We start from the raw sequence: 19,376 nt of genomic DNA, 5'->3' as shown, positions 1-19,376 counted from the left end.
TGCCAAAAAGGGACAGGTTTATTTTGGCAGGTTTTATCTGCGAAAACGTCAAACGGCCGGCCGCGCAGGAACATGCGCGGCCGGCCGTTCTTTGTATGCCCCCGATGCGGGCATACCGCTCGTCTAACTAAGGGTTGCAATTGCCGCGTTCCGCGTTACCCTAATGGGCGCATTGTTTCCAAATTGTTAACGAGGAGTTGCCGTAATGGCTGACGAGCACGAAACAGAAAGCAAGGCATGGGCGATTGAGGCCGCTGCGGCAGAGGCGGCATCGCGTGCTGCCGAGGAGGTGCATCGTCCTCCGGTGGTGCCGATGGAGCGCGTTGTCGATCGCGATGTTATTGAGCAAGGCGAACGCGCCGGCCGCAAGCGCAGCCAGGAACCAGGCTTTCCGCGCTTTTTTGCCGAGCTCAACCTGGGCCTGATCCTCACGGCCTTTGCCATCGTGGCTTTCAAAACGCCCAATCACTTTGCCTTCGGCGGCACCTCGGGTGTGTCGGTCATTCTTTCTACGCTGTTCCCGACTCTGCCCGTCGGCGTCTTTATGTGGATTATCAACGCGGTCCTGGTCATCTTGGGCTTTATCTTTTTGGAGCGTAAGGCAATCCTGTGGAGCGTCTTCGCCTCGTTTGCGCTTTCCGCCTATGTTTCGCTGTTTGAGCTCTTTATCCCGACCGATGTCTCGATGACGGGCGATATGTGGCTCGACCTGTGCTTTGCCGTGATTCTGCCGGCCCTCGGCAGCGCCATCGTCTTCGATATTGGCGCCTCGACGGGTGGCACGGACATTCTGGCCATGATCCTCAAACGCCGCACCACGCTCGAGATTGGCCGCGCATTGCTGCTGGTCGATATCGGCATCGTAACTATCGCGGCCTTTTTGTATGGCCCGCGCGTCGGCCTGTATTGCGTGCTCGGCCTGTTTGCCAAGACGCTTGTGGTCGACAAGGCCATCGAGAGCATTCACCTTCGTAAGGTCTGCACGATCATTTGCTCCGAACCCCTTAAGGTCGAGGAGTTCATCGTCAAGCATCTCAACCGTACGGCGACCATCAGCCGCGGCTACGGCGCCTTCTCGGGCAAGTGCGTGACGGTGATCATGAGCGTGCTAAGCCGCCGCGAGGCCGTGCAGCTGCGTCGCTACGCGCGCGAGGTCGATCCTGGTGCCTTTATCACGATCGTTGACAGCTCCGAGATCGTCGGCAAGGGCTTCCGCGGAACGAACTAACGCGAGCGCGCTCGTCTAACAATCAAATAACGCCCTGCGCGTTGCAAAAACGTCATCTAGGAGAATTTGTCCTCACACTGGGTGATAATGATGACAAGACATCGTTTGCGATCCAGGTGATTCGCTCAAGATACGAAGGGATGATTTCGATGTTCTGTTCGCAGTGTGGCGCTCCCATGGGCGATAACGACAAGTTCTGTGGCGCGTGTGGTGCTCCTAATGCAGCGGCCGGTGCGGCTCCTCAGGGGCAGCCTCAGCAGGTCATGACGCAGCCGCCCGTGGTCAACGTGCCCAAGGGCTGTGTGGCTCAAGCGTTTGAGGATATGACCAAGATGCCGGGCGTACTACAGCGCGTGTGCCAGATCGCCTTTTTGCCGGCGCTTATCTGCGTCGTGTCGGTGCTCGTGCTGTTCATTCCCGTTATCGGCGGTATCGCGGCTGCTATCGGCTTTTTGGCAGCCTGTGTGGCAAGCGCGTGCGGTTCTGGCTTTGGCATCGAATGGGGCCGCGACCTGTCTCTCAAGGTCGATGACGGCATCGACCGTCCGTTGATGCGCTCCACGTCGTTTGGTCTCGGAGTCTTTTCGGGCGTCATCTCGAGCGTGCTCAAGGTCATTGCTGCCATTCCCGTTATTGGTGTAGTGCTCTCGGTAATTGAAGGCGTTGTGCTCGGTGCCGCAGGTTCGTACTCTTACTACGGCTCCTATGCGCTCGAGGCCGCGCTGTTTGGCTCGCTGGGCCTGCTTGTCCTGGCTCTGATCGCTTCGGCGGTCCTGGGCGTCTTCTTTAAGATGTTCGCCGACATTGCCGTGATGCACTTTGCGGTGACCGGTCGCGTTGAGAGCGCGTTTTCGCTCGATAAGGTCTGGGCGGCCTTTAAGAACAATAAGACTAAGCTGTTCTGCGCTTCGTTTATTCCCGAGTTTTTGACGGGCCTGATCGCCAACGTCATCACATGGATCTTGACGGCCGTCTTTGGCGCCATTGCCTCTGTCGGTATGTATAGCTACTACTATCGTCCTACGGGTATTGAGGCAATTGTTACCGGCGGTGGCGTCACGCTCGCGCTGTTCTTGGTGCTGGTCGCTTTTGTCACCGTATTTCTTACGGTCTTTGGCAGCATGCTCAAGCACCGTGCCGTTGGCTACTGGGTGGCGCGTTACGCAAGCGAGTGGGCCGACGAAGACAAGGACGACGTCCTGACGTTTGTGCTGCCGTTTGAGAAGAAGGCCGCTCCTTCGGGCTATAGCGCTCCGGATGCTGCGCCCGCGCCCGAGCCGGCGCCTGCACCCGAGCCTGAGCCTGCGCCGGTGCCCGAGCCTGAGCCTGAGCCCGCCTCTGATTCCGAGCCCGCACCAGAGCCCGCACCAGAGCCGGCGCCCGAGCCCGAGACCGAGCCGACGCCTGAACCTGAGCCCGAACCCGAACCCGAGTCAAGTTCCGACGAGGACCCTCAGGACGAGTAGCCCTGCCGCCTGCCATTTGGGGACGGGGAGAAATGGTAGAAATAGAGCCTGACAAATGAGCGGGGGCGAACGTTGAGATAGCGTTCGCCCCCGCTTTGACATCGCGATGCGGCTATGACTGCGAGATAGTCGCGAATCGACTACTCGTCGTGCTTCTCCTCGCGGCGAGCGGCGGCGCGAGCTTCGTGGATGCCCTTGATCGCGGCATGGCGGGCGGTGCGAGCATCGTGCATGGCGTCGCGCGCCTCAGCGGCAGTCGCCTTGGCAGAGCGCAGCCTGGCGGCCAAGTCGGGGTTGGTCTCGGCAACCGCGGCGATCGTGGGGCCGTCGAGCTCCTCTTGCGTGGGCTCGGCCAAAAAGTCGATGGCATACTGGGCGGCCACCATGGAACCCTTGGCCAGTACGGTCTCGTCAATCTTGTAAAAGCAGGAATGTTGGGCGTACGTGGCGCCAATCTTGGGGTTGCGCGTACCTACAAAGGCGAGCACACCCGGTACGCGGCGCAGGTACTCCGAAAAATCCTCGCCCGAGAGCGTGCCGCGATAATGGCCTTGGCCGGCGGGGCCGAGACATTTAATTACAGCCTGACGGCAGCGCTCGCTCGAGGCCGCGTCATTTTCGACCTTGTAGTTGGCGATGGTGTAGTCGGTGAGCTCTGCCTCGGCGCCCAAGGCTGCCGCAGTATGCTCCACGATGCGGCGCATAAGCTCCGGCATTTCCTCGTGGGTCGAATCGCCGTAGGTGCGCACCGTGCCGGCGAGGTAGGCCGTGCCGGCAATAACGTTGCGCGCGGTGCCGCCGTGCAGCTCGCCGACGGTGATGACCGCCGGCTCGTAGGGGCTAATCTCGCGCGAAACGATAGTCTGCAAGGCGTTGACAATCTCGGCGGCAACCATAACGGCGTCGTGGCCGCGCTGGGGCATGGCGCCGTGGCATGAGGTGCCGCGTACGTCGATGCGGAACCAGTCGGTGTTGGCCATGCGTGGACCGGGCTCGCAGCTTACGGTGCCGGCATCGACCTCGCTCCAGATATGCGCGGCGTAGGCGCCATCGACGCCGTCGAGCACACCTGTGCCGATCATGAGCTTGGCGCCCTGGCCGTTTTCCTCACTGGGCTGGAAGACGATGCGGACCTCGCCGTGGATGTCGTCGGTCATATGGCGCAGAATCTGCAGCGTGCCGAGCATCATGGCGATGTGGCAGTCGTGGCCGCAGGCGTGCATGCAGCCCTCGTTGACGCTAGCAAACTCTTCGCCGGTCTGCTCGGTAACGGGCAGGGCGTCGATGTCGGCGCGCAGCAGGATGCGGCGGCGCGGCGTGCCGTCCTCGCGGTAGGCATCGGGCGCGGTGCCGCGAAGGGTTGCCACCAGGCCCGTCTTAAGGGGGCGCTCATAGGGGATATTCATGGCATCGAGCTGATTGGCGATGTCAGAAGTCGTGCGCTCCTCGGCGAGGCTCAGCTCCGGGTGCTTATGGAAGTGGCGGCGCTGCTTGATGATATAGGGCTCAAACTCGGTAGCGATATCTTGGATGGCTGCGGTGATGTCGTCAGCCGCTCGCGCCCCGGTCGCTGCCATAATCTGCTGTGCCTTGGTCTTCGTCATGATCGATTTGCTCCTTGCTGGGTTGATCGCAAAATCGTACAGGCTGCCTCCAGTATGCCACCTGCCACTTGGCGTGGCAAAGCAGCCGTTTGCCGCTTGGGGTTTAGTAACAAGAGTGGGGGAGTACACTCGGGGGTGTTGAATTTCCTGCCAGAGATGGGGATGCCCATGCAACATATCGATCGGATAATCCGCTCCAAGAACGTCTTTACCGCACAAGACGGCATCGATGATGCCCGTGAGCTGGCGATTGCCATCGCGGGCGACCGTATCGTCGCGGTCGGCAAGCCCGACGATGTGATCGCCGCGGCTCCTGCCGCAACGCCCGTCGTCGACTATGGCGACCAGTTTGTCTGCCCTGGCTTCCATGACGCGCATCTGCACTTCTTCCATACCTCGGTTGGCGCCTCGCCGTACATGCTCATGGATATGGGCACGTCCGAGGCAGCACTGGTACAGCACGCGCTCGAGTTTTCCCAGGACCTGCCCGATGACGCTTGGGTTGTGACGCAGGGCTGGCGCGATTACCGTTGGGACCCGCCCGAGCATCCTACCAAGGCGTCGCTCGATGCGGCATTCCCCGATCGCCCCTGCGTTATGTATTCGGGCGACGGGCACACGCTGTGGCTCAACAGCCGCGCGCTCGAGGCGCTCGGCGTCTCGCGCGACAGCGAGCCGCCAGCGGGCGGCAACTACGACAAGGACGCAAACGGCGAACTCACGGGCATTGCGCACGAGGCGGCTGCCATGCAGCTGCTGCCGCGCTGCCTGGAGTGGCTGGGCGAGGACCGCATCGCGAGCGCTTACGCCGACCAAATGAAGCGTATGGCAGAGCAAGGCATCACCTCAATCTGCGATATGTCGCTCATGCCCATGCCGGGCTGCGACTTTATCCGCGACGACGTCTACGACAAACTACAGGCAGCCGGCAAGCTGGGCATCCGAGCCCATCTGTTCCCCACGCTGCTGGATGACCAGTCGCGCTTGGAAGAGCTGCAGACCCGCTACGCGAACAACGCGCTGCTCTCGGCGCCTGGTTTTAAGCAGTTTTTCGACGGCGTGTCGAGCGAACACACGGCATATCTCACCGAGCCCTATACCAATCCGCGCTTCCCGGGCGACCAGGGCCGTCTGACGGTTCCCGCCGAGCGCATGCGCAAGCTAGTTCTGGCTGCCGCGGAGCGCGGCCACACCGTGCGCATCCACGTCATCGGCGACGGTGCCATCCATGCCGCGCTCGATATCTTCGAGGAAGCGGCCGAACTGTACGGCCTGCCCCAGCACGGCCATAACACGCTCGAGCACCTGGAGAATTTGCTGCCTCAGGACATCGATCGCCTGCGCAAGCTCAACATCATTGCCTCGAGCCAACCCTGCCACATCACGCTCGACCCAGGTGGTCCGGAGCGCGACCTGGGCCTGGAACGCAGCCGCATCATGTGGCCGTTCGCGACCTATAAGCAGCGCGGCATTCGCCAAGCCTTCGGTACCGACAGCCCTATCACGCCCGTTACCAGCATGAACGTGCTCTACACGGCTATCACGCGCCAGGACCCCAAAAGCCACTGGCCCGAGGGTGGCTGGCTGCCGAGCGAGCGCATCGATGCGGCCACGGCTCTGCGCAACTACACCCTGGGCAGCGCCTATGCAGCGGGCGACGAGCAAAACCTCGGCAGCTTGGAGCCCGGCAAGTATGCCGACCTGGTAGTCTTGGACCAAAACCCGCTTACCATCGACCCCCAAGAACTCCAAGCCACCAAGGTTCAGGCCACCTACCTGGCAGGCAACCTGATCTACGAGCACTAACCCCATCCGCATCGCCATTTTGCTGCACTGACTTTTCTGAACGCCGGGCCCGGATAAGTTACCCCAGCTCCCGGGGCGGACCGGAGGGCATGAAGTTTGTCGCGAGTTCCGCACGCAAAGGAAAGCACTTAATGTGCTTTCCGTCTTGCGCAGGACTGTAGAGCAGCAAACTTCATGCCCTCCGGTCCGCCCCGGGAGCCACTGCTAAGTTATCCCCCGGCATTCAGAAAATCTAAGTGCCAAAAAATAAGATTTTTTGACTCCGTGTTGTATAACCCGCCATTCGTGGGTACCATTCAACGCGTACGCAAACAAAAAGGGTTAATTCGCGTGGCATAACCGCGCGGCCCAAAAAGGAGGAGACAAGCATGTCGTCTTTGAAGCCGCTTGCAGATCGTGTTCTGGTCAAGCCCGACGAGGCCGAGCAGAAGACCGCTTCTGGTCTGTATATCGCCAGCAACGCTCAGGAGAAGCCGCAGCGCGGCACCATCGTTGCCGTTGGCGCCGGCAAGGTCAACGACAAGGGTGAGCGCATCCCCATGGACGTCAAGGTCGGTGACGTTGTCATCTACGGCAAGTTCGGTGGCAACGAGGTCAAGGTCGACGGCGAGAAGTATCTGCTGATGCGCGCCGACGACATCTACGCCGTCGTCGAGGCCTAGTCTCGTCAGAATCTCTGATTCGTCTTTGAACGCGCCCGCCGCATAGGACTCGGAAGCGGCGACGCGAGTCGCATTTCTTTTGGAGGATTACCTACCATGGCAAAGAACATTACGTTTAACACCGATGCCCGCGCTAAGCTTGCCAAGGGCGTCAACACTCTGGCCGACGCCGTTACCGTCACCATGGGCCCCAAGGGTCGCTATGTTGCGCTGCAGCGCACGTTCGGTGCCCCGACCATCACCAACGACGGCGTTTCCGTCGCCAAGGAGATCGAGCTCGAGGACAACATCGAGAACATGGGTGCTCAGCTGGTGAAGGAGGTCGCCACCAAGACCAACGACACCGTGGGTGACGGTACCACCACCGCAACCCTGCTCGCCCAGGCCATCGTCAACGACGGTCTGCGCAACGTCGCCGCCGGCGCCAACCCGCTGGCCATCCGTCGCGGCATCGACAAGGCCGTCAACGCCGCCGTTGCCGAGATGAAGAAGCAGGCCAAGCCGGTCGAGACCAAGGAGCAGATTGCTTCCGTCGGTACCATCTCTGCCGGTGACCCCGAGGTCGGCGAGAAGATCGCCGAGGCCATGGAGGTCGTGGGCAAGGACGGCGTCATCACCGTCGAGGATTCCCAGACGTTCGACATCACCATCGACACCGTCGAGGGCATGCAGTTCGACAAGGGCTACGTCTCCGCTTACTTCGTCACGGACAACGACCGCATGGAGGCCGTGATGAAGGATCCGTTCATCCTCATCACCGACCAGAAGATCTCCAGCGTTCAGGACATCATGCCCGTTCTCGAGGCTGTCCAGCGCGCTGGCCGCGGCCTGCTCATCATCGCTGAGGACATCGACGGCGAGGCTCTGCCTACCCTGGTCCTCAACAAGATCCGTGGCGCCCTCAACGTCTGCGCCGTCAAGGCCCCGGGCTACGGCGATCGCCGCAAGCGCATCCTCGAGGACATCGCCGTCCTCACCGGTGGCCAGGCCGCTCTGGACGAGCTGGGCGTGAAGGTCGCTGATATCACCGCCGATATGCTCGGTACCGCTAAGTCCGTCACCATCTCCAAGGACAACACCGTCATCGTCGGCGGTGCTGGCTCCAAGGAGGCCATCGACGCCCGTATCGCTCAGATCAAGGGTGAGATGGAGAACACCACCTCTGACTTCGACCGCGAGAAGCTCCAGGAGCGCCTGGCCAAGCTCTCCGGTGGCGTTGCCGTCATCAAGGTCGGCGCTGCTACCGAGTCCGAGCTCAAGGAGATCAAGCATCGCGTCGAGGACGCCCTGCAGGCTACCCGCGCTGCTGTCGAGGAGGGCATTGTCGCCGGTGGCGGCGTCGCCTTCATGGACGCTGCTCCTGCGCTCGATGCTGTCGAGATCGACGACCCTGAGGAGAAGATCGGCGTCGACATCGTCAAGAAGGCTCTGACCGCTCCGGTCGCCACCATCGCCAAGAACGCTGGCTTTGAGGGCGCTGTCGTGGTCGACAAGGTTGCCGAGCTGCCCGCTGGCCAGGGTCTAAATTCTGCCAACGGCGAGTGGGGCGACATGATCGAGATGGGCGTCCTCGACCCCGTCAAGGTCAGCCGCGTCACCCTGCAGAACGCTGCTTCTGTCGCCAGCCTGATCCTCATCACCGAGGCCACCGTCTCCGATGTGCCCAAGAACACTCAGCTTGAGGACGCTATCGCTGCTGCTACCGCTGGTCAGCAGGGCGGCGGTATGTACTAAGGCCGACAAGGTCTAGAACTCCCACCGGGAATCCGCAGGGCGTGACGGGGCTTCTCTCCGGAACGTCCTCGGACATGCAAAGAGGCTCCGCATCGCGCTTCGCGCTGCGGAGCCTCTTTGCGTCCTGCGGAATGTTCCGGAGAGAAGCCCCCGTCACGCCCCCGGATTCCCTGCGTTTACGGCCTTTAGGTCGGCGGGCGGAGAAGGACGTGGTTGTGGGGGATACGCGTCCCGGTTGCTGTTTCGCGGCAAAGCCGCGAAAAGCGCACCACTTTGGGGTGAGTGGGAGACGTGGTTGTTGCGACAACTGGTCCCCGCCACAAATTACCCTTGGCATACTTGCGCGAATACTCGCTCGTGCTACACTTGCAATTGCTGTTTCAGGGCGGGGTGAAATTCCCCACTGGCGGTAAATCGGGCGGTGTCAAAGGGGCGCCGTGGCGCAGGCGAGATGCCTGCGACCGAGCCGATGAGTCCGCGACCCGTGTGTGCGTTGGTTCGCATGCCGGCTGAACTGGTGAGATCCCAGTACCAACGGTTAGAGTCCGGATGAAAGAGGCAGGTGATCTTATGTCTGAACAGTCGCAGCATATCCATTTTGAGAACACGAATAGGTGGAGCACCAAACAGCTCGTTACCATGGCGCTGATGTGTGCCTTGAGCGCATTGTTTATGTATGTGCAGCTACCCATCCTTCCTTCGGCGCCGTTTTTGACGTATGACCCGTCGCTGGTGCCGGCGATGGTGTGTGGGTTTGCGTATGGCCCTGGTGCCGGCACAGCTGTTGCCGCTATGGCTATCGTTATCCATGCGCTCACCACGGGTGACTGGGTCGGCGCGCTTATGAACTTGGTTGCTACGTTGGGCTATATTCTCCCCGCGGCTATCGTCTACCAGAAGATGCATACCTACAAGGGTGCCGTGATTGGCCTGGTGCTCGGTGTTGTTGCCGCTACAGCGCTGTCTATGGTCGCAAACCTTACCATTGGCGTTTGGTTCTGGTATGGCTCGGTCGATGTGATCGCCCCGCTCATGATTCCTGCCGTACTGCCGTTTAACCTTATCAAGACCGTGCTTAACTCGGTGTTGACGCTGGCGGTGTATAAAGCAGTCTCCAACCTCATCACGCCTAAAAAGGACCAGGTCAAAGGCCGCGCATGATTGAGTGTCGGGGCGTTTCCTTTAGTTATGACGGTGCCGCACCGGCGCTCGACGGCGTCGATCTGAACATAGAGGACGGCGAGTTTTTCTGCATCCTCGGTGGCAATGGGTCGGGCAAGTCGACGTTTGCCAAGCATTTGAACGCGCTACTGCAGCCCGATGCGGGCACGGTACGCATCAACGGCATGGATGCGTCCGACCCCGAGCTGGTCTACGACATTCGTTCGACCGCGGGCATGGTATTCCAGAATCCCGATGATCAGCTGGTGGCAACGCTTGTCGAAGATGACGTTGCGTTTGGTCCCGAAAACCTTGGCGTGCCATCGGCGCAAATTGCGCAGCGCGTACGCGAGGCGCTGAAGGGCGTGGGCCTGGTGGGCTTTGAGTGCCACGAGACCCATGCGCTTTCGGGTGGCCAAAAGCAGCGCGTGGCGCTTGCCGGCGTGCTCGCCATGGAACCGCGCGTGCTCATATTGGACGAGGCTTCCTCGATGCTCGATCCGCGTGGACGCAAGGGCCTCATGAAGGCTTGCCGCGCGTTGCACGCTCGCGGCATGACCATCGTGATGATTACGCACTTTATGGAAGAGGCCGCCGAGGCCGATCGTGTCGCGGTGTTTCGGGCGGGGCGCGTTGCCATGCTCGGTAAGCCCGAGGAAATCTTGACGCGGGCAGACGAACTTGCGCAGCTCAACCTGGATATGCCGGCGTCGTGCTGTCTGGGCAGGTCGCTTCGTGCGAAGGGCGTGCCCGTTTGCGCACAGGTGCGTGAGGCGGATATGGTCGCCGAGATTACGCAGGCTTATGCCGAGCGAAGTGGGGCAGACATCGCGGGGCAGTCTTCCGCATCCCAGTTGGAAATCGCTGACGGCACTGTTCCGGTAGACAACGAGGGCAACACGTCGGAGCCCGTCATCGAGCTATCCCATGTTTCGTACAGTTATTCGCTCAGTCCGCGCGAGCGCCGCCGCTGGCATAAGCGCTCGGCCACTGCGGGCAAATCGAGCAAACAGGCTCTCTGGGGAAACGACCCCAGCAGCCCGTGGGCGCTGCGCGATGTATCGCTGACGGTGCGTCGCGGCGAGTTCCTGGGCTTGGCAGGTCATACCGGTTCGGGTAAGTCGACGCTGGTCCAGCATCTCAACGGTTTGATTCGCCCTCAGGAGGGATCCGTTCGCGCGCTGGGGCTCGATCTGTCAAACAAGAAAGACGCCGCCGCGGTTAAGGCCAAGGTCGGCGTGGTGTTTCAATATCCCGAGCGTCAGCTGTTTGCCGAAACCGTGGCGCAGGACGTGGCGTTTGGTCCGCACAACCTTGGCTTGTCGCAGGCCGAGGTTGCCCGCCGCGTTGAGACATCGCTCTCGCGCGTGGGCCTCGACCTTTCCACGGTCGGCGACAAGAGTCCCTTTGAGCTTTCGGGCGGCCAGCAGCGCCGCGTGGCGTTTGCCGGCGTGCTTGCCATGGAACCCGAGGTCCTGGTGCTCGATGAACCCATGGCGGGGCTCGATCCGGCTGCGCGCAGGGATTTCCTTGAGCTTATCGATCGACTTCACCGTGATGGCCTGACCGTTGTCATGGTTTCGCACAGCATGGATGACCTGGCCAATTGCTGCGACCGTATCGTCGTAATGAACGAAGGCGCGGTGTTTGCCGAGGGAACCCCCGAGCAGGTGTTTGCGCATGCCGATGAGCTCAAGTCGATCGGCTTGGGCGTACCTGCTGCTCAGCGCATGGCGTTAGCGCTCGCGGAAGCGGGCGTGCCGCTGCGTCGCGGCGGGCTCTATACGGTTGAGTCGTTGGCCGACGAGTTGGCAGATTTGCTGATCGGTCGCTCGGACGGTTCTTCTAACGTCTCGGACAAGGCCAAATCCGAAACGGTCACGCGAGAGGAGGGTTGCTGATGGAGGCGTTTTCGTTTGGCAGCTACTATCCCGGCGATAGTGCAATCCACCGCCTGGACCCGCGAACCAAGTTGCTCTTGGGCTTTGTGTTTCTGATCACGACGCTCACGGTCAGTGGCTTCCGCGGACTGGCCCCGGTCGCAATTTTCGTTGTGCTGATCTATGCCGTGTCTCGGGTGCCGGCTCGTCGCGCTCTGTCGTCGATGGCGCCGCTGCTGGCAATCGTCGTCGTGGTCGCGGTGCTCAACTTGTTTACCGATCAGAGCGGGCGCATCCTGTGGCAGCTCGGCTTTCTGCAGATAAGCGAGGGTTCGCTGCATTCCGCCGCCTTTATGACGTGCCGCCTGACCTTGATGATGGCCGGTATGAGCGCCATTACGCTCACCACACCGACGCTCGACCTCACCGCGGGCTTTGAGCGTCTGCTCGCACCGTTCGCGCGTGTGGGGCTTCCGGCACACGAGCTTGGCATGATTATGGGCATCGCGCTGCGGTTTATGCCGCAATTTGCCACCGAAATGAAACAGACGGCCGATGCGCAGGCCAGCCGCGGCGCGCGCGTGACGGGCGGTCCGCTCGGCGGTGTGCGCATGCTCGGCAGTGTGGCGATTCCGCTGTTCACCGGCGTGTTCCGTCATGCCGAGACGTTGTCTGCCGCCATGGATGCCCGTTGCTATCATGGCGAGCAGGGCCGCACACGTCTGCATGCGCTTGCATTTGGCCGCGGCGATGCGTTGGCGGCGGTGGTGACGGCGTTGCTGCTCATCTGCGTCATCGTCATCAATCTTCAACTTGTTTAGGCGCGATTTGAGCGCAAGAAAGGGGTCCCTATGACCGACAACGACCGCACGGCTCAGCTTGAGCGCGCCTGTTTGTATCTCAGGCGCATTCCGGCGTGGTATCTGGCCACGACCGATGTGGCCGACGGACATCAGCCCCGCGTGAGGCCGTTTTCGTTTGCCATGGTCGATGACGGCAAACTGTGGTTTTGCACGTCGCGCGACAAGGATGTGTGGGCGGAGCTGAGTGCGAATCCCAAGTTCGAGCTCTCGGGCTGGAAGCCGGGGGAATGTTGGATCGTATTGACCGGCGAGGCCGCACTTGAGGACGACGCAGTTGCGAGCGACAAGGTGCGTCAAGCGGGTTTTAAGCACATGGTGGGCATCGGCGAGGAACACGAGAGTGCCAACGACGGCCGCCTTGCTTTCTTTTCGGTCCGCAACATTGCCGCGCGCTTCTGCGATATCGACGGCAGCGAGGAGCGCCTGGAGCTCTAGCTCACACAAACCAGGCTTCCGGGGTAGTTAATTTGGGACGGGGCTATTTTAGCTACCCCCATATGCCAGTTGACAATTATCCTGGCCAACTAATTCATTGGCAGTTAAGGGATAGCTAAAATAGCCCCGTCCCAAATTAACTACCCATCTCAAATTAGCTAGTGGCAGGAGGAACCGTGGACGGATTGAATACGGTGTTGGAGTATCTAACGTCGGTGCCGGCGTGGTATCTGGCGACGAGTGTGGACGGGCAGCCGCATGTGCGTCCGTTCTCGTTTGCACAGATTCAGGACGGCAAGCTGTGGTTTGTAACGGCGCGTACTAAAGATGTGTGGCAAGAGCTGCTGCAAAATCAGCGTTTTGAGGCCACGAGTTGGTGGCCGGGCCATGGTTGGTTGATCTTGCGCGGGCGTGCGGGTCTGGATGACCAGGCCGCTCCCGATATGCGCGAGGCAGGATGGAAACATCTTGAGCGCTTGAGCGAGCACTATGAGGGGCCTAACGACCCCACGCTCGTCTTCTTTAGCGTCGAGGATCCCGAGGCGTATATCTGCAACCACGATGAATGGGTGCCGGTCGAGCTGTAGTCAGGCTAGCTCATCTTAACAACTTAGTATCCGCATGGGCGGGCCCCGTATTGCCCGGCGCCGTAAGGAGTGCCGGTCAATACGGGGCCCGCTCCAATTTGTCAATTCCTTCAAGCAAATATGTCGGGCGTGTTTCAATGCATGAAGACGCAAACTATTTACGTAAATATGTATTCTCTGGTGCTAAAGTTTCAACCTACCTCATAACGACGACTGCGGAATGCGCATCGGTGCCTACATCGCAGACAAGGAGTCTGAAATGTCTTTGAAGGTTGGAATCGTCGGTGCGGCGGGATACGCCGGAGCCGAGCTTATTCGCCTCATTCTCGGCCATCCCGAGTTTGAGCTTGTTGCCATTACGTCCAACGCCGATGCTGGCCAGCCGCTGTCCGCGGTGTACCCGAGCTTTGCTGGCATAAGCGATCTGGTTTTTACCACGCATGACGCCCCCGAGCTCAAGAGCTGCGATGCGGTCTTTCTTGCCGTGCCGCACACTGCCGCCATGGCACAGGTGCCTGCGCTGCTCGCCGCGGGTGTCTCCTGCTTTGACCTTTCGGCCGATTATCGCCTGAGCGACCCGTCCGTCTTTGAGATATGGTATGCCGCCGAGCACACGAGCCCCGAGCTGCTCAAGACCCGTGCCTTTGGTCTGCCCGAGCTGTTCTGCCAGGACTTGGAGACCGCCGCATCCGACCATGCCGACGGCAAACCCGTGCTGGTCGCCTGTGCCGGTTGCTATCCCACCGCAACGAGCCTTGCCGCCGCGCCCGCCGTGCGCGCCGGCTGGGTTGCCCAGAGTGGCCCCGTGATCGTTGACGCTATCAGCGGTGTGACGGGTGCCGGTAAGTCCTGTAACGCCCGTACGCATTTTTGCAGCGCGGACGAAAACCTGGAGGCCTATGGCGTGGGCAAGCACCGTCACACGCCCGAAATTGAGCAGATCTTGGGCCTAACCGATCGCGTCGTCTTTACCCCGCACCTGGCACCGCTCAAGCGCGGTCTACTCTCTACGGTAACGATGCCGCTTACGCCACAGGCTATCGATACCTTGACCCGTGAGGACGTTGTCGACCATTACAAGCAGTTCTACGCCGGTCGCACCTTCGTGCGTGTATTCGATGCCGGTCAGCAGCCCAAGACGGCTTCGGTCGTCGGCACCAACGCCGCCCAGATCGGCCTCGCGCTCAACAAGCGCGCGGGCGTGCTGGTGGCGACGGGCGCCATCGACAATCTGTGTAAGGGTGCAGCAGGCCAGGCGGTCCAGTGCGCCAATATCGTCTTTGGTTTTGACGAGCGACGAGGCTTGCCCACAGTGGCGTGCCCGGTGTAGCACATTCGATTGTTAACGATTTGGTAGTCGGGCATCGAGTGGGGCGCCACTCTTAAGCTGGTTTCATGATCACGACTGGCATGGCGCACCAACCGATGTCCGTTTTTTGTTTGACATAAGGAGTCATAAAGACGATGAATACCGAGCTGTTTGATATCAAGATTCGCGCTATCGAGGGTGGCGTTACGGCTGCGGCTGGTTTTAAAGCCGCAGGCATCCACGCTGGGTTCCGCAAGAATCCCGAGCGCCTGGATTACGCCCTCGTCGTGCCCGATAAACCCTGTCCCGGTGCCGGCGTGTTTACCACCAATCGCTTTTGCGCGGCGCCCGTGCAGGTGAGCCGTGCCAACCTGGGCGGTGCCGACAAGGGCTACGGCATCATCGCCGGCGTTTCGGTCAACTCTGGCAATGCCAACGCCGCCACGGGTGAGACCGGCCTTGCATGCGCGCGCGAGACGTGCAGCATCGCATCGCAGGTCATCGGCTGCGAGCCCCAGCAGATTCTAGTTGCCTCAACGGGTGTGATTGGCCAGATTCTGCCGATCGACACGTTTGAGACCGCCATTCCTGCTGCCTACGAGGCGCTCTCCGCCCACGGTGGCGCCGATGCCGCTCGCGCCATCATGACGACCGACACGCACTCTAAGGAGTACGCCGTGTCCTACGTCAGTGAGGCTGCGGGTCATGAGGACAATGTCTATACGGTAGGAGGAATGTGCAAGGGCTCGGGCATGATCATGCCCAACATGGCCACCATGATCGCGGTCATCACTACCGATGCCCCCGTTGAGCCGGCGGCACTTCATGCCCTGCTGCTCTCGACCGTCAAGCAGACCTTTAACAAGGTAACGGTCGATTCCGACACCTCGACCAACGACACCTGTATCATGCTTGCCTCCGGCGCCGCCGCAGATGCCGAGCCTATCGACGAGGGCTCCGATGCCTTTGACGAGTTGGCATTTGCCGTGCACGAGGTGTGCGAGAGCCTGGCGCGCAACATCGCCGCCGACGGCGAGGGCGCATCCAAGCTCGTGACGGTCAACGTTACCGGCGCCGTGAACGACGAGGAGGCCGATATCGCCGCCCGTGCCGTTGCCAACTCGCCGCTCGTTAAGACTTGCATTGCCGGCCACGATTGCAACTGGGGCCGCGTTGCCATGGCGCTCGGCAAGTGCGGCGTGCGGTTTGACCAGGAAGACGTTTCAATCGACATGATGGGTATGCCCGTTTGCCGCGATGGCCTGACTGTTCCCTTTGACGAGGACGAGGCCTTGCGACGTTTCGAGGCGCCCGAGATCGTGATTTCGGCCGACCTGGGCGCAGGCGACGCGGCAACGACCGTGTGGACCTGCGACCTCACGCATGAGTACATCTCCATCAACGGCGACTACCGTTCCTAGACTCCCGATGTGCCGCGCGTCCCGCTGCAATCGCGGGCAACGAGGTGCGGCGTGATTGCTACACGAAAGACGAGGCAGACTATGAAGTTCGCACGCGATTGTCGCTCGAGCGAATCCAACGAAGTTACCGCGCAGCTGCTGTTCGAGGCGCTGCCGTGGATTAAGAATCTGACCGGTAAGACGGTCGTTATCAAGTACGGTGGCGCCGCCATGGTCGACGAGCAGCTGCGTCGTGACGTGATGAGCGACATCGTCCTGCTCAAGATCATCGGCATGCGCCCTGTTATCGTGCACGGTGGCGGCAAGGCCATCAACGAGGCGCTCAGCCACTATGACATCCCCGTCGAGTTTAAGAACGGCCAGCGTGTGACCACGCCTGCCACCATGGATATCGTGCGCGAGGTGCTGGGCGGTAAGGTCAACCAGGAGCTGGTCGCGGCGCTCAACCACCATGGCAACCTGGCCGTGGGCGTGTCGGGCAGCGACGCCGGTACCCTTATCGCCGAGCCACTCGACCCAGAGCTCGGCCGCGTAGGCAAGGTCACGCACGTCAACACCGACTATATCGAGCGTTTGCTCGACAGCGAGTACATTCCCGTTATCGCCACGGTCGCGGCGGGGGAGGACGGTGGCTTCTTCAACGTCAACGCCGATACCGCCGCTGGTGCCGTTGCGGCAGCGCTCCACGCGCACAAGGCGATTTTCTTGACCGACGTCGACGGCCTGTACAAGGACTTTAGCGACAAGGATTCACTTATCTCCAACCTGACGCTCGACGAGGTCAATGAGATGCTCTACGGCGGCGAGGTCGATAAGGGCATGATCCCCAAGCTTCGTGCGGCTGTCGACGCGCTTACCGCTGGCGTGTTCCGAGCCCACATCATCAACGGTACGACGCCGCATTCGCTGCTGCTGGAGCTGCTGACCGATGCCGGCGTCGGCACCGTGATTCATTCCACCGAGACGGCTTACGAGTTCGATACGCATCCGCATCCGCTTTCGACGTTTGCTGCGCGTCTGACCGAGAACCTCGACGAGGTCGAGAAGCTTCAGACGGTCTAGCTGACCCGCAGTTGTCGCGTCCCTGCATCCATAGCCCTGCGCCGTACGGCGCCCAACGAAAGGCATCCCATGTCACTTGCAACTCAACAATCGCTCGAATCCCATTACGTTATGCATACCTTTGGTCGCTCGCCGGTCGAGTTTGTCGAAGGTCACGGTATGAAGCTCACCGGTGACGATGGTCGTGAGTACCTCGACTTTCTTGCCGGCATCGGCGTGTGCAGCCTGGGTCATGGCGACTCGGCTGTGCTCTCGGCGCTCGAGGCACAGACCAAAAAGCTTCTGCATGTGTCTAACTACTTCTACATCGAGCAGCGTGGCCAGGTCGCGGCGCTGCTGTCCAAGCTTGCTAACGACGACGTAGATGGTGCGCGCGTGCTTGCCGATGCCATTGCCGCCGGCGATGAGACCACAGCAGCTGCTCTTGGTGCCCCGGCTGCGGACGAGCAGGTGTGGGAGACCTTCTTTGCCAACTCCGGCGCCGAGGCCAACGAGGGCTCGATGAAGCTTGCGCGCCTGTACGCCAAGCGTGCCGGTAACGGCGGCAACACTATCGTGTGCATGCGCGGCGGCTTCCACGGCCGTACGCTCGAGACCATTGCCGCCACCATGCAGGATTGGCTGCAGGATAGTTTCCGCCCGCTGCCGGGTGGCTTTGTGGCCTGCACGCCCAACGATGTCGATGAACTGTGTGCAATCTTTGAGCAGCTGGGGAGCGAAATTTGTGCCGTGATGCTCGAGCCGATCCAGGGTGAGAGTGGCGTGCACCCCATGACCGAGGAGTTTATGGCGGCGGCGCGCGACCTAGCACACGACGTGGGCGCCGTGCTTATCGCCGACGAGGTCCAGTGCGGTCTGTTCCGCTCCGGCAAACCGTTCGCTTACCAGACCTATGGCGTGGAGCCCGACATCATGAGTCTTGCCAAGGGCATCGCCGACGGCGTTCCTATGGGCGCCGTGGTGGCAAAGAAAGAGATCGCCGACGTGTTTAAGCCCGGCGATCACGGTTCGACCTTTGGCGGTAGCTGCTTGGCCATCGCGGCGTGCGCCGCGACGCTCTCCGCGCTCGTGCGCGGCGATTATGCCGACCATGCTGCCAAGGTAGGCGCCTATATGGAGGCAAAGCTCGCCAAGTTACCGCACGTTACCGAGGTGCGCGGTCGCGGCTTGATGCTCGGCTGCGACTTGGATGACGCAGCAGGCGATGCGCATGATATTGTTGCCCGCGCGTTGGCCGCCGGTGCCGTGATTAACGCTACGGGTGCCCATACGCTGCGTTTCCTGCCGCCGCTCGTCTGCGAGGAAGCCGACGTGGACAGTCTGATCGAGATCCTGTCGGGTGTCTTGGGCTAACGCGGCGCAATAACTCAATTTGGACCGGGTTCCGGACTGCGGGTGTGCCATATGCGGCACGATTCAACGGTCTGGAGCCCGTTTTGCCTTAGATTTGCTAAGGCAGGGAGACCTGCTGGTCAAAAAACATCAAATATGAGTACTGTTACCGATTTGGTAGCAGCAATTTTGGACTAATAAGGCCAGATAGCAAGTCGAAATGGCGATGAAAGCACGATTTTGAGCCAACTGTTAGTCCTTATAATGGACATATGTTGCGTAACTTAAGCAAATACTGTCTATTTATATGTTGCAAACAAAGTAGCAGTACTCATTTTTGCCATTTTTTGACCACGGCCTTTGTGACAGACGTGCTGGCGGGTTCGAATCCCATGCGCTGGGCCTGAAAAAGGAAAGGCCTCCATCGCTGGAGGCCTAACAATTCAGTGGTGGGCGATGAGGGATGTCCGCGTGCGGCTGGCGCCGCCCGCGTCCCGCTTCGTCGCTCCGCTCCTCGCGTGCTGCGCTGGAAAACGCTTCGCGTTTCCTCAGCTCCGCACCCTGTCGGGTTCGAATCCCTCTGCGATGGGCCCAAAAAAGAAAGGCCCCCATTGCTGGGAGCCTATCAAATCAGTGGTGGGCGATGAGGGATTCGAACCCCCAGCCTTGTGCGTGTAAAGCACCTGCGCTAACCGTTGCGCCAATCGCCCGTGCGGAGAGAGTATAGCAAAACAATCGCCTCATTCACCTCATATCCATTAAAGGTAACTGGCGCGTGTCACAGCCCTTGATTATCAACTTTATCCGAACACCTCCCACATTCATC

Annotated in this window: 15 protein-coding genes, 1 tRNA gene and 1 riboswitch; of the genes, 14 read left to right on the top strand and 2 right to left on the bottom strand. The window is 60.7% G+C overall.

Annotation, left to right across the window (positions count from 1 at the left end; genetic code table 11):
* The first annotated feature begins 205 nt into the window (after positions 1-205).
* Positions 206-1,228 (top strand): YitT family protein, encoded by a 1,023-nt coding sequence (locus tag DXB98_RS08525; protein WP_117734269.1) that lies wholly within the window; start codon positions 206-208, stop codon positions 1,226-1,228.
* Positions 1,229-1,377: 149 nt separating this feature from the next.
* Complete coding sequence (locus tag DXB98_RS08520) at positions 1,378-2,694, top strand: zinc-ribbon domain-containing protein (RefSeq protein ID WP_158553186.1); 1,317 nt, start codon at positions 1,378-1,380, stop codon at positions 2,692-2,694.
* 140 nt (positions 2,695-2,834) lie between these two features.
* On the opposite strand, the gene DXB98_RS08515 is transcribed toward DXB98_RS08520, so the two are convergent.
* Complete coding sequence (locus DXB98_RS08515) at positions 2,835-4,298, bottom strand: M20 family metallopeptidase (RefSeq protein WP_117743822.1); 1,464 nt, start codon at positions 4,296-4,298, stop codon at positions 2,835-2,837.
* Between the two features lie 168 nt (positions 4,299-4,466).
* Between DXB98_RS08515 and DXB98_RS08510 the strand changes: the two genes are divergently transcribed.
* From DXB98_RS08510 to DXB98_RS08455, 12 genes are all read left to right on the top strand, one after another.
* Positions 4,467-6,104, top strand: a complete 1,638-nt coding sequence (locus tag DXB98_RS08510) for an amidohydrolase (protein ID WP_233505139.1) — start codon at positions 4,467-4,469, stop codon at positions 6,102-6,104.
* A 368-nt stretch (positions 6,105-6,472) separates the two neighbouring features.
* Complete coding sequence (gene groES / locus DXB98_RS08505; protein ID WP_022094351.1) at positions 6,473-6,766, top strand: co-chaperone GroES; 294 nt, start codon at positions 6,473-6,475, stop codon at positions 6,764-6,766.
* A gap of 96 nt (positions 6,767-6,862) precedes the next feature.
* A complete protein-coding gene (gene groL, locus DXB98_RS08500) occupies positions 6,863-8,500 on the top strand; it encodes a chaperonin GroEL (RefSeq protein WP_117743821.1) in 1,638 nt (545 codons plus the stop codon).
* Positions 8,501-8,872: 372 nt separating this feature from the next.
* Positions 8,873-9,065: riboswitch (FMN riboswitch) on the top strand.
* A gap of 5 nt (positions 9,066-9,070) precedes the next feature.
* The gene (locus tag DXB98_RS08495) at positions 9,071-9,661 is read left to right on the top strand and encodes an ECF transporter S component (protein WP_117743820.1); all 591 of its coding nucleotides are present in this window, start codon (positions 9,071-9,073) and stop codon (positions 9,659-9,661) included.
* Complete coding sequence (locus tag DXB98_RS08490; RefSeq protein ID WP_117743819.1) at positions 9,658-11,562, top strand: energy-coupling factor transporter ATPase; 1,905 nt, start codon at positions 9,658-9,660, stop codon at positions 11,560-11,562. The genes DXB98_RS08495 and DXB98_RS08490 overlap by 4 nt, the downstream gene beginning before the upstream one ends.
* A complete protein-coding gene (locus tag DXB98_RS08485) occupies positions 11,562-12,362 on the top strand; it encodes an energy-coupling factor transporter transmembrane protein EcfT (protein ID WP_117743818.1) in 801 nt (266 codons plus the stop codon). Before DXB98_RS08490 ends, DXB98_RS08485 begins: the two co-directional genes overlap by 1 nt.
* A gap of 30 nt (positions 12,363-12,392) precedes the next feature.
* Complete coding sequence (locus DXB98_RS08480; protein WP_117734276.1) at positions 12,393-12,839, top strand: pyridoxamine 5'-phosphate oxidase family protein; 447 nt, start codon at positions 12,393-12,395, stop codon at positions 12,837-12,839.
* Between the two features lie 176 nt (positions 12,840-13,015).
* Positions 13,016-13,426, top strand: coding sequence for a pyridoxamine 5'-phosphate oxidase family protein (locus tag DXB98_RS08475; RefSeq protein WP_117743817.1), 411 nt, complete (start codon positions 13,016-13,018; stop codon positions 13,424-13,426).
* Positions 13,427-13,685: 259 nt separating this feature from the next.
* The gene (gene argC / locus DXB98_RS08470; RefSeq protein ID WP_117743816.1) at positions 13,686-14,756 is read left to right on the top strand and encodes an N-acetyl-gamma-glutamyl-phosphate reductase; all 1,071 of its coding nucleotides are present in this window, start codon (positions 13,686-13,688) and stop codon (positions 14,754-14,756) included.
* 134 nt (positions 14,757-14,890) lie between these two features.
* Positions 14,891-16,156 (top strand): bifunctional glutamate N-acetyltransferase/amino-acid acetyltransferase ArgJ, encoded by a 1,266-nt coding sequence (argJ, locus tag DXB98_RS08465; protein ID WP_199407166.1) that lies wholly within the window; start codon positions 14,891-14,893, stop codon positions 16,154-16,156.
* 81 nt (positions 16,157-16,237) lie between these two features.
* The gene (argB, locus tag DXB98_RS08460) at positions 16,238-17,218 is read left to right on the top strand and encodes an acetylglutamate kinase (protein ID WP_117743814.1); all 981 of its coding nucleotides are present in this window, start codon (positions 16,238-16,240) and stop codon (positions 17,216-17,218) included.
* A 69-nt stretch (positions 17,219-17,287) separates the two neighbouring features.
* Positions 17,288-18,571 (top strand): aminotransferase class III-fold pyridoxal phosphate-dependent enzyme, encoded by a 1,284-nt coding sequence (locus tag DXB98_RS08455; RefSeq protein ID WP_117743813.1) that lies wholly within the window; start codon positions 17,288-17,290, stop codon positions 18,569-18,571.
* Positions 18,572-19,184: 613 nt separating this feature from the next.
* Here DXB98_RS08455 and DXB98_RS08450 read toward each other — a convergent pair.
* A tRNA-Val gene (locus DXB98_RS08450) sits at positions 19,185-19,260 on the bottom strand.
* Positions 19,261-19,376: the final 116 nt, after the last annotated feature.

Origin of the sequence: Collinsella sp. OM07-12 (assembly GCF_003438275.1) — a bacterium.
GTDB lineage: Bacteria > Actinomycetota > Coriobacteriia > Coriobacteriales > Coriobacteriaceae > Collinsella.
This window is presented reverse-complemented; position numbering and strand designations above follow the sequence as displayed.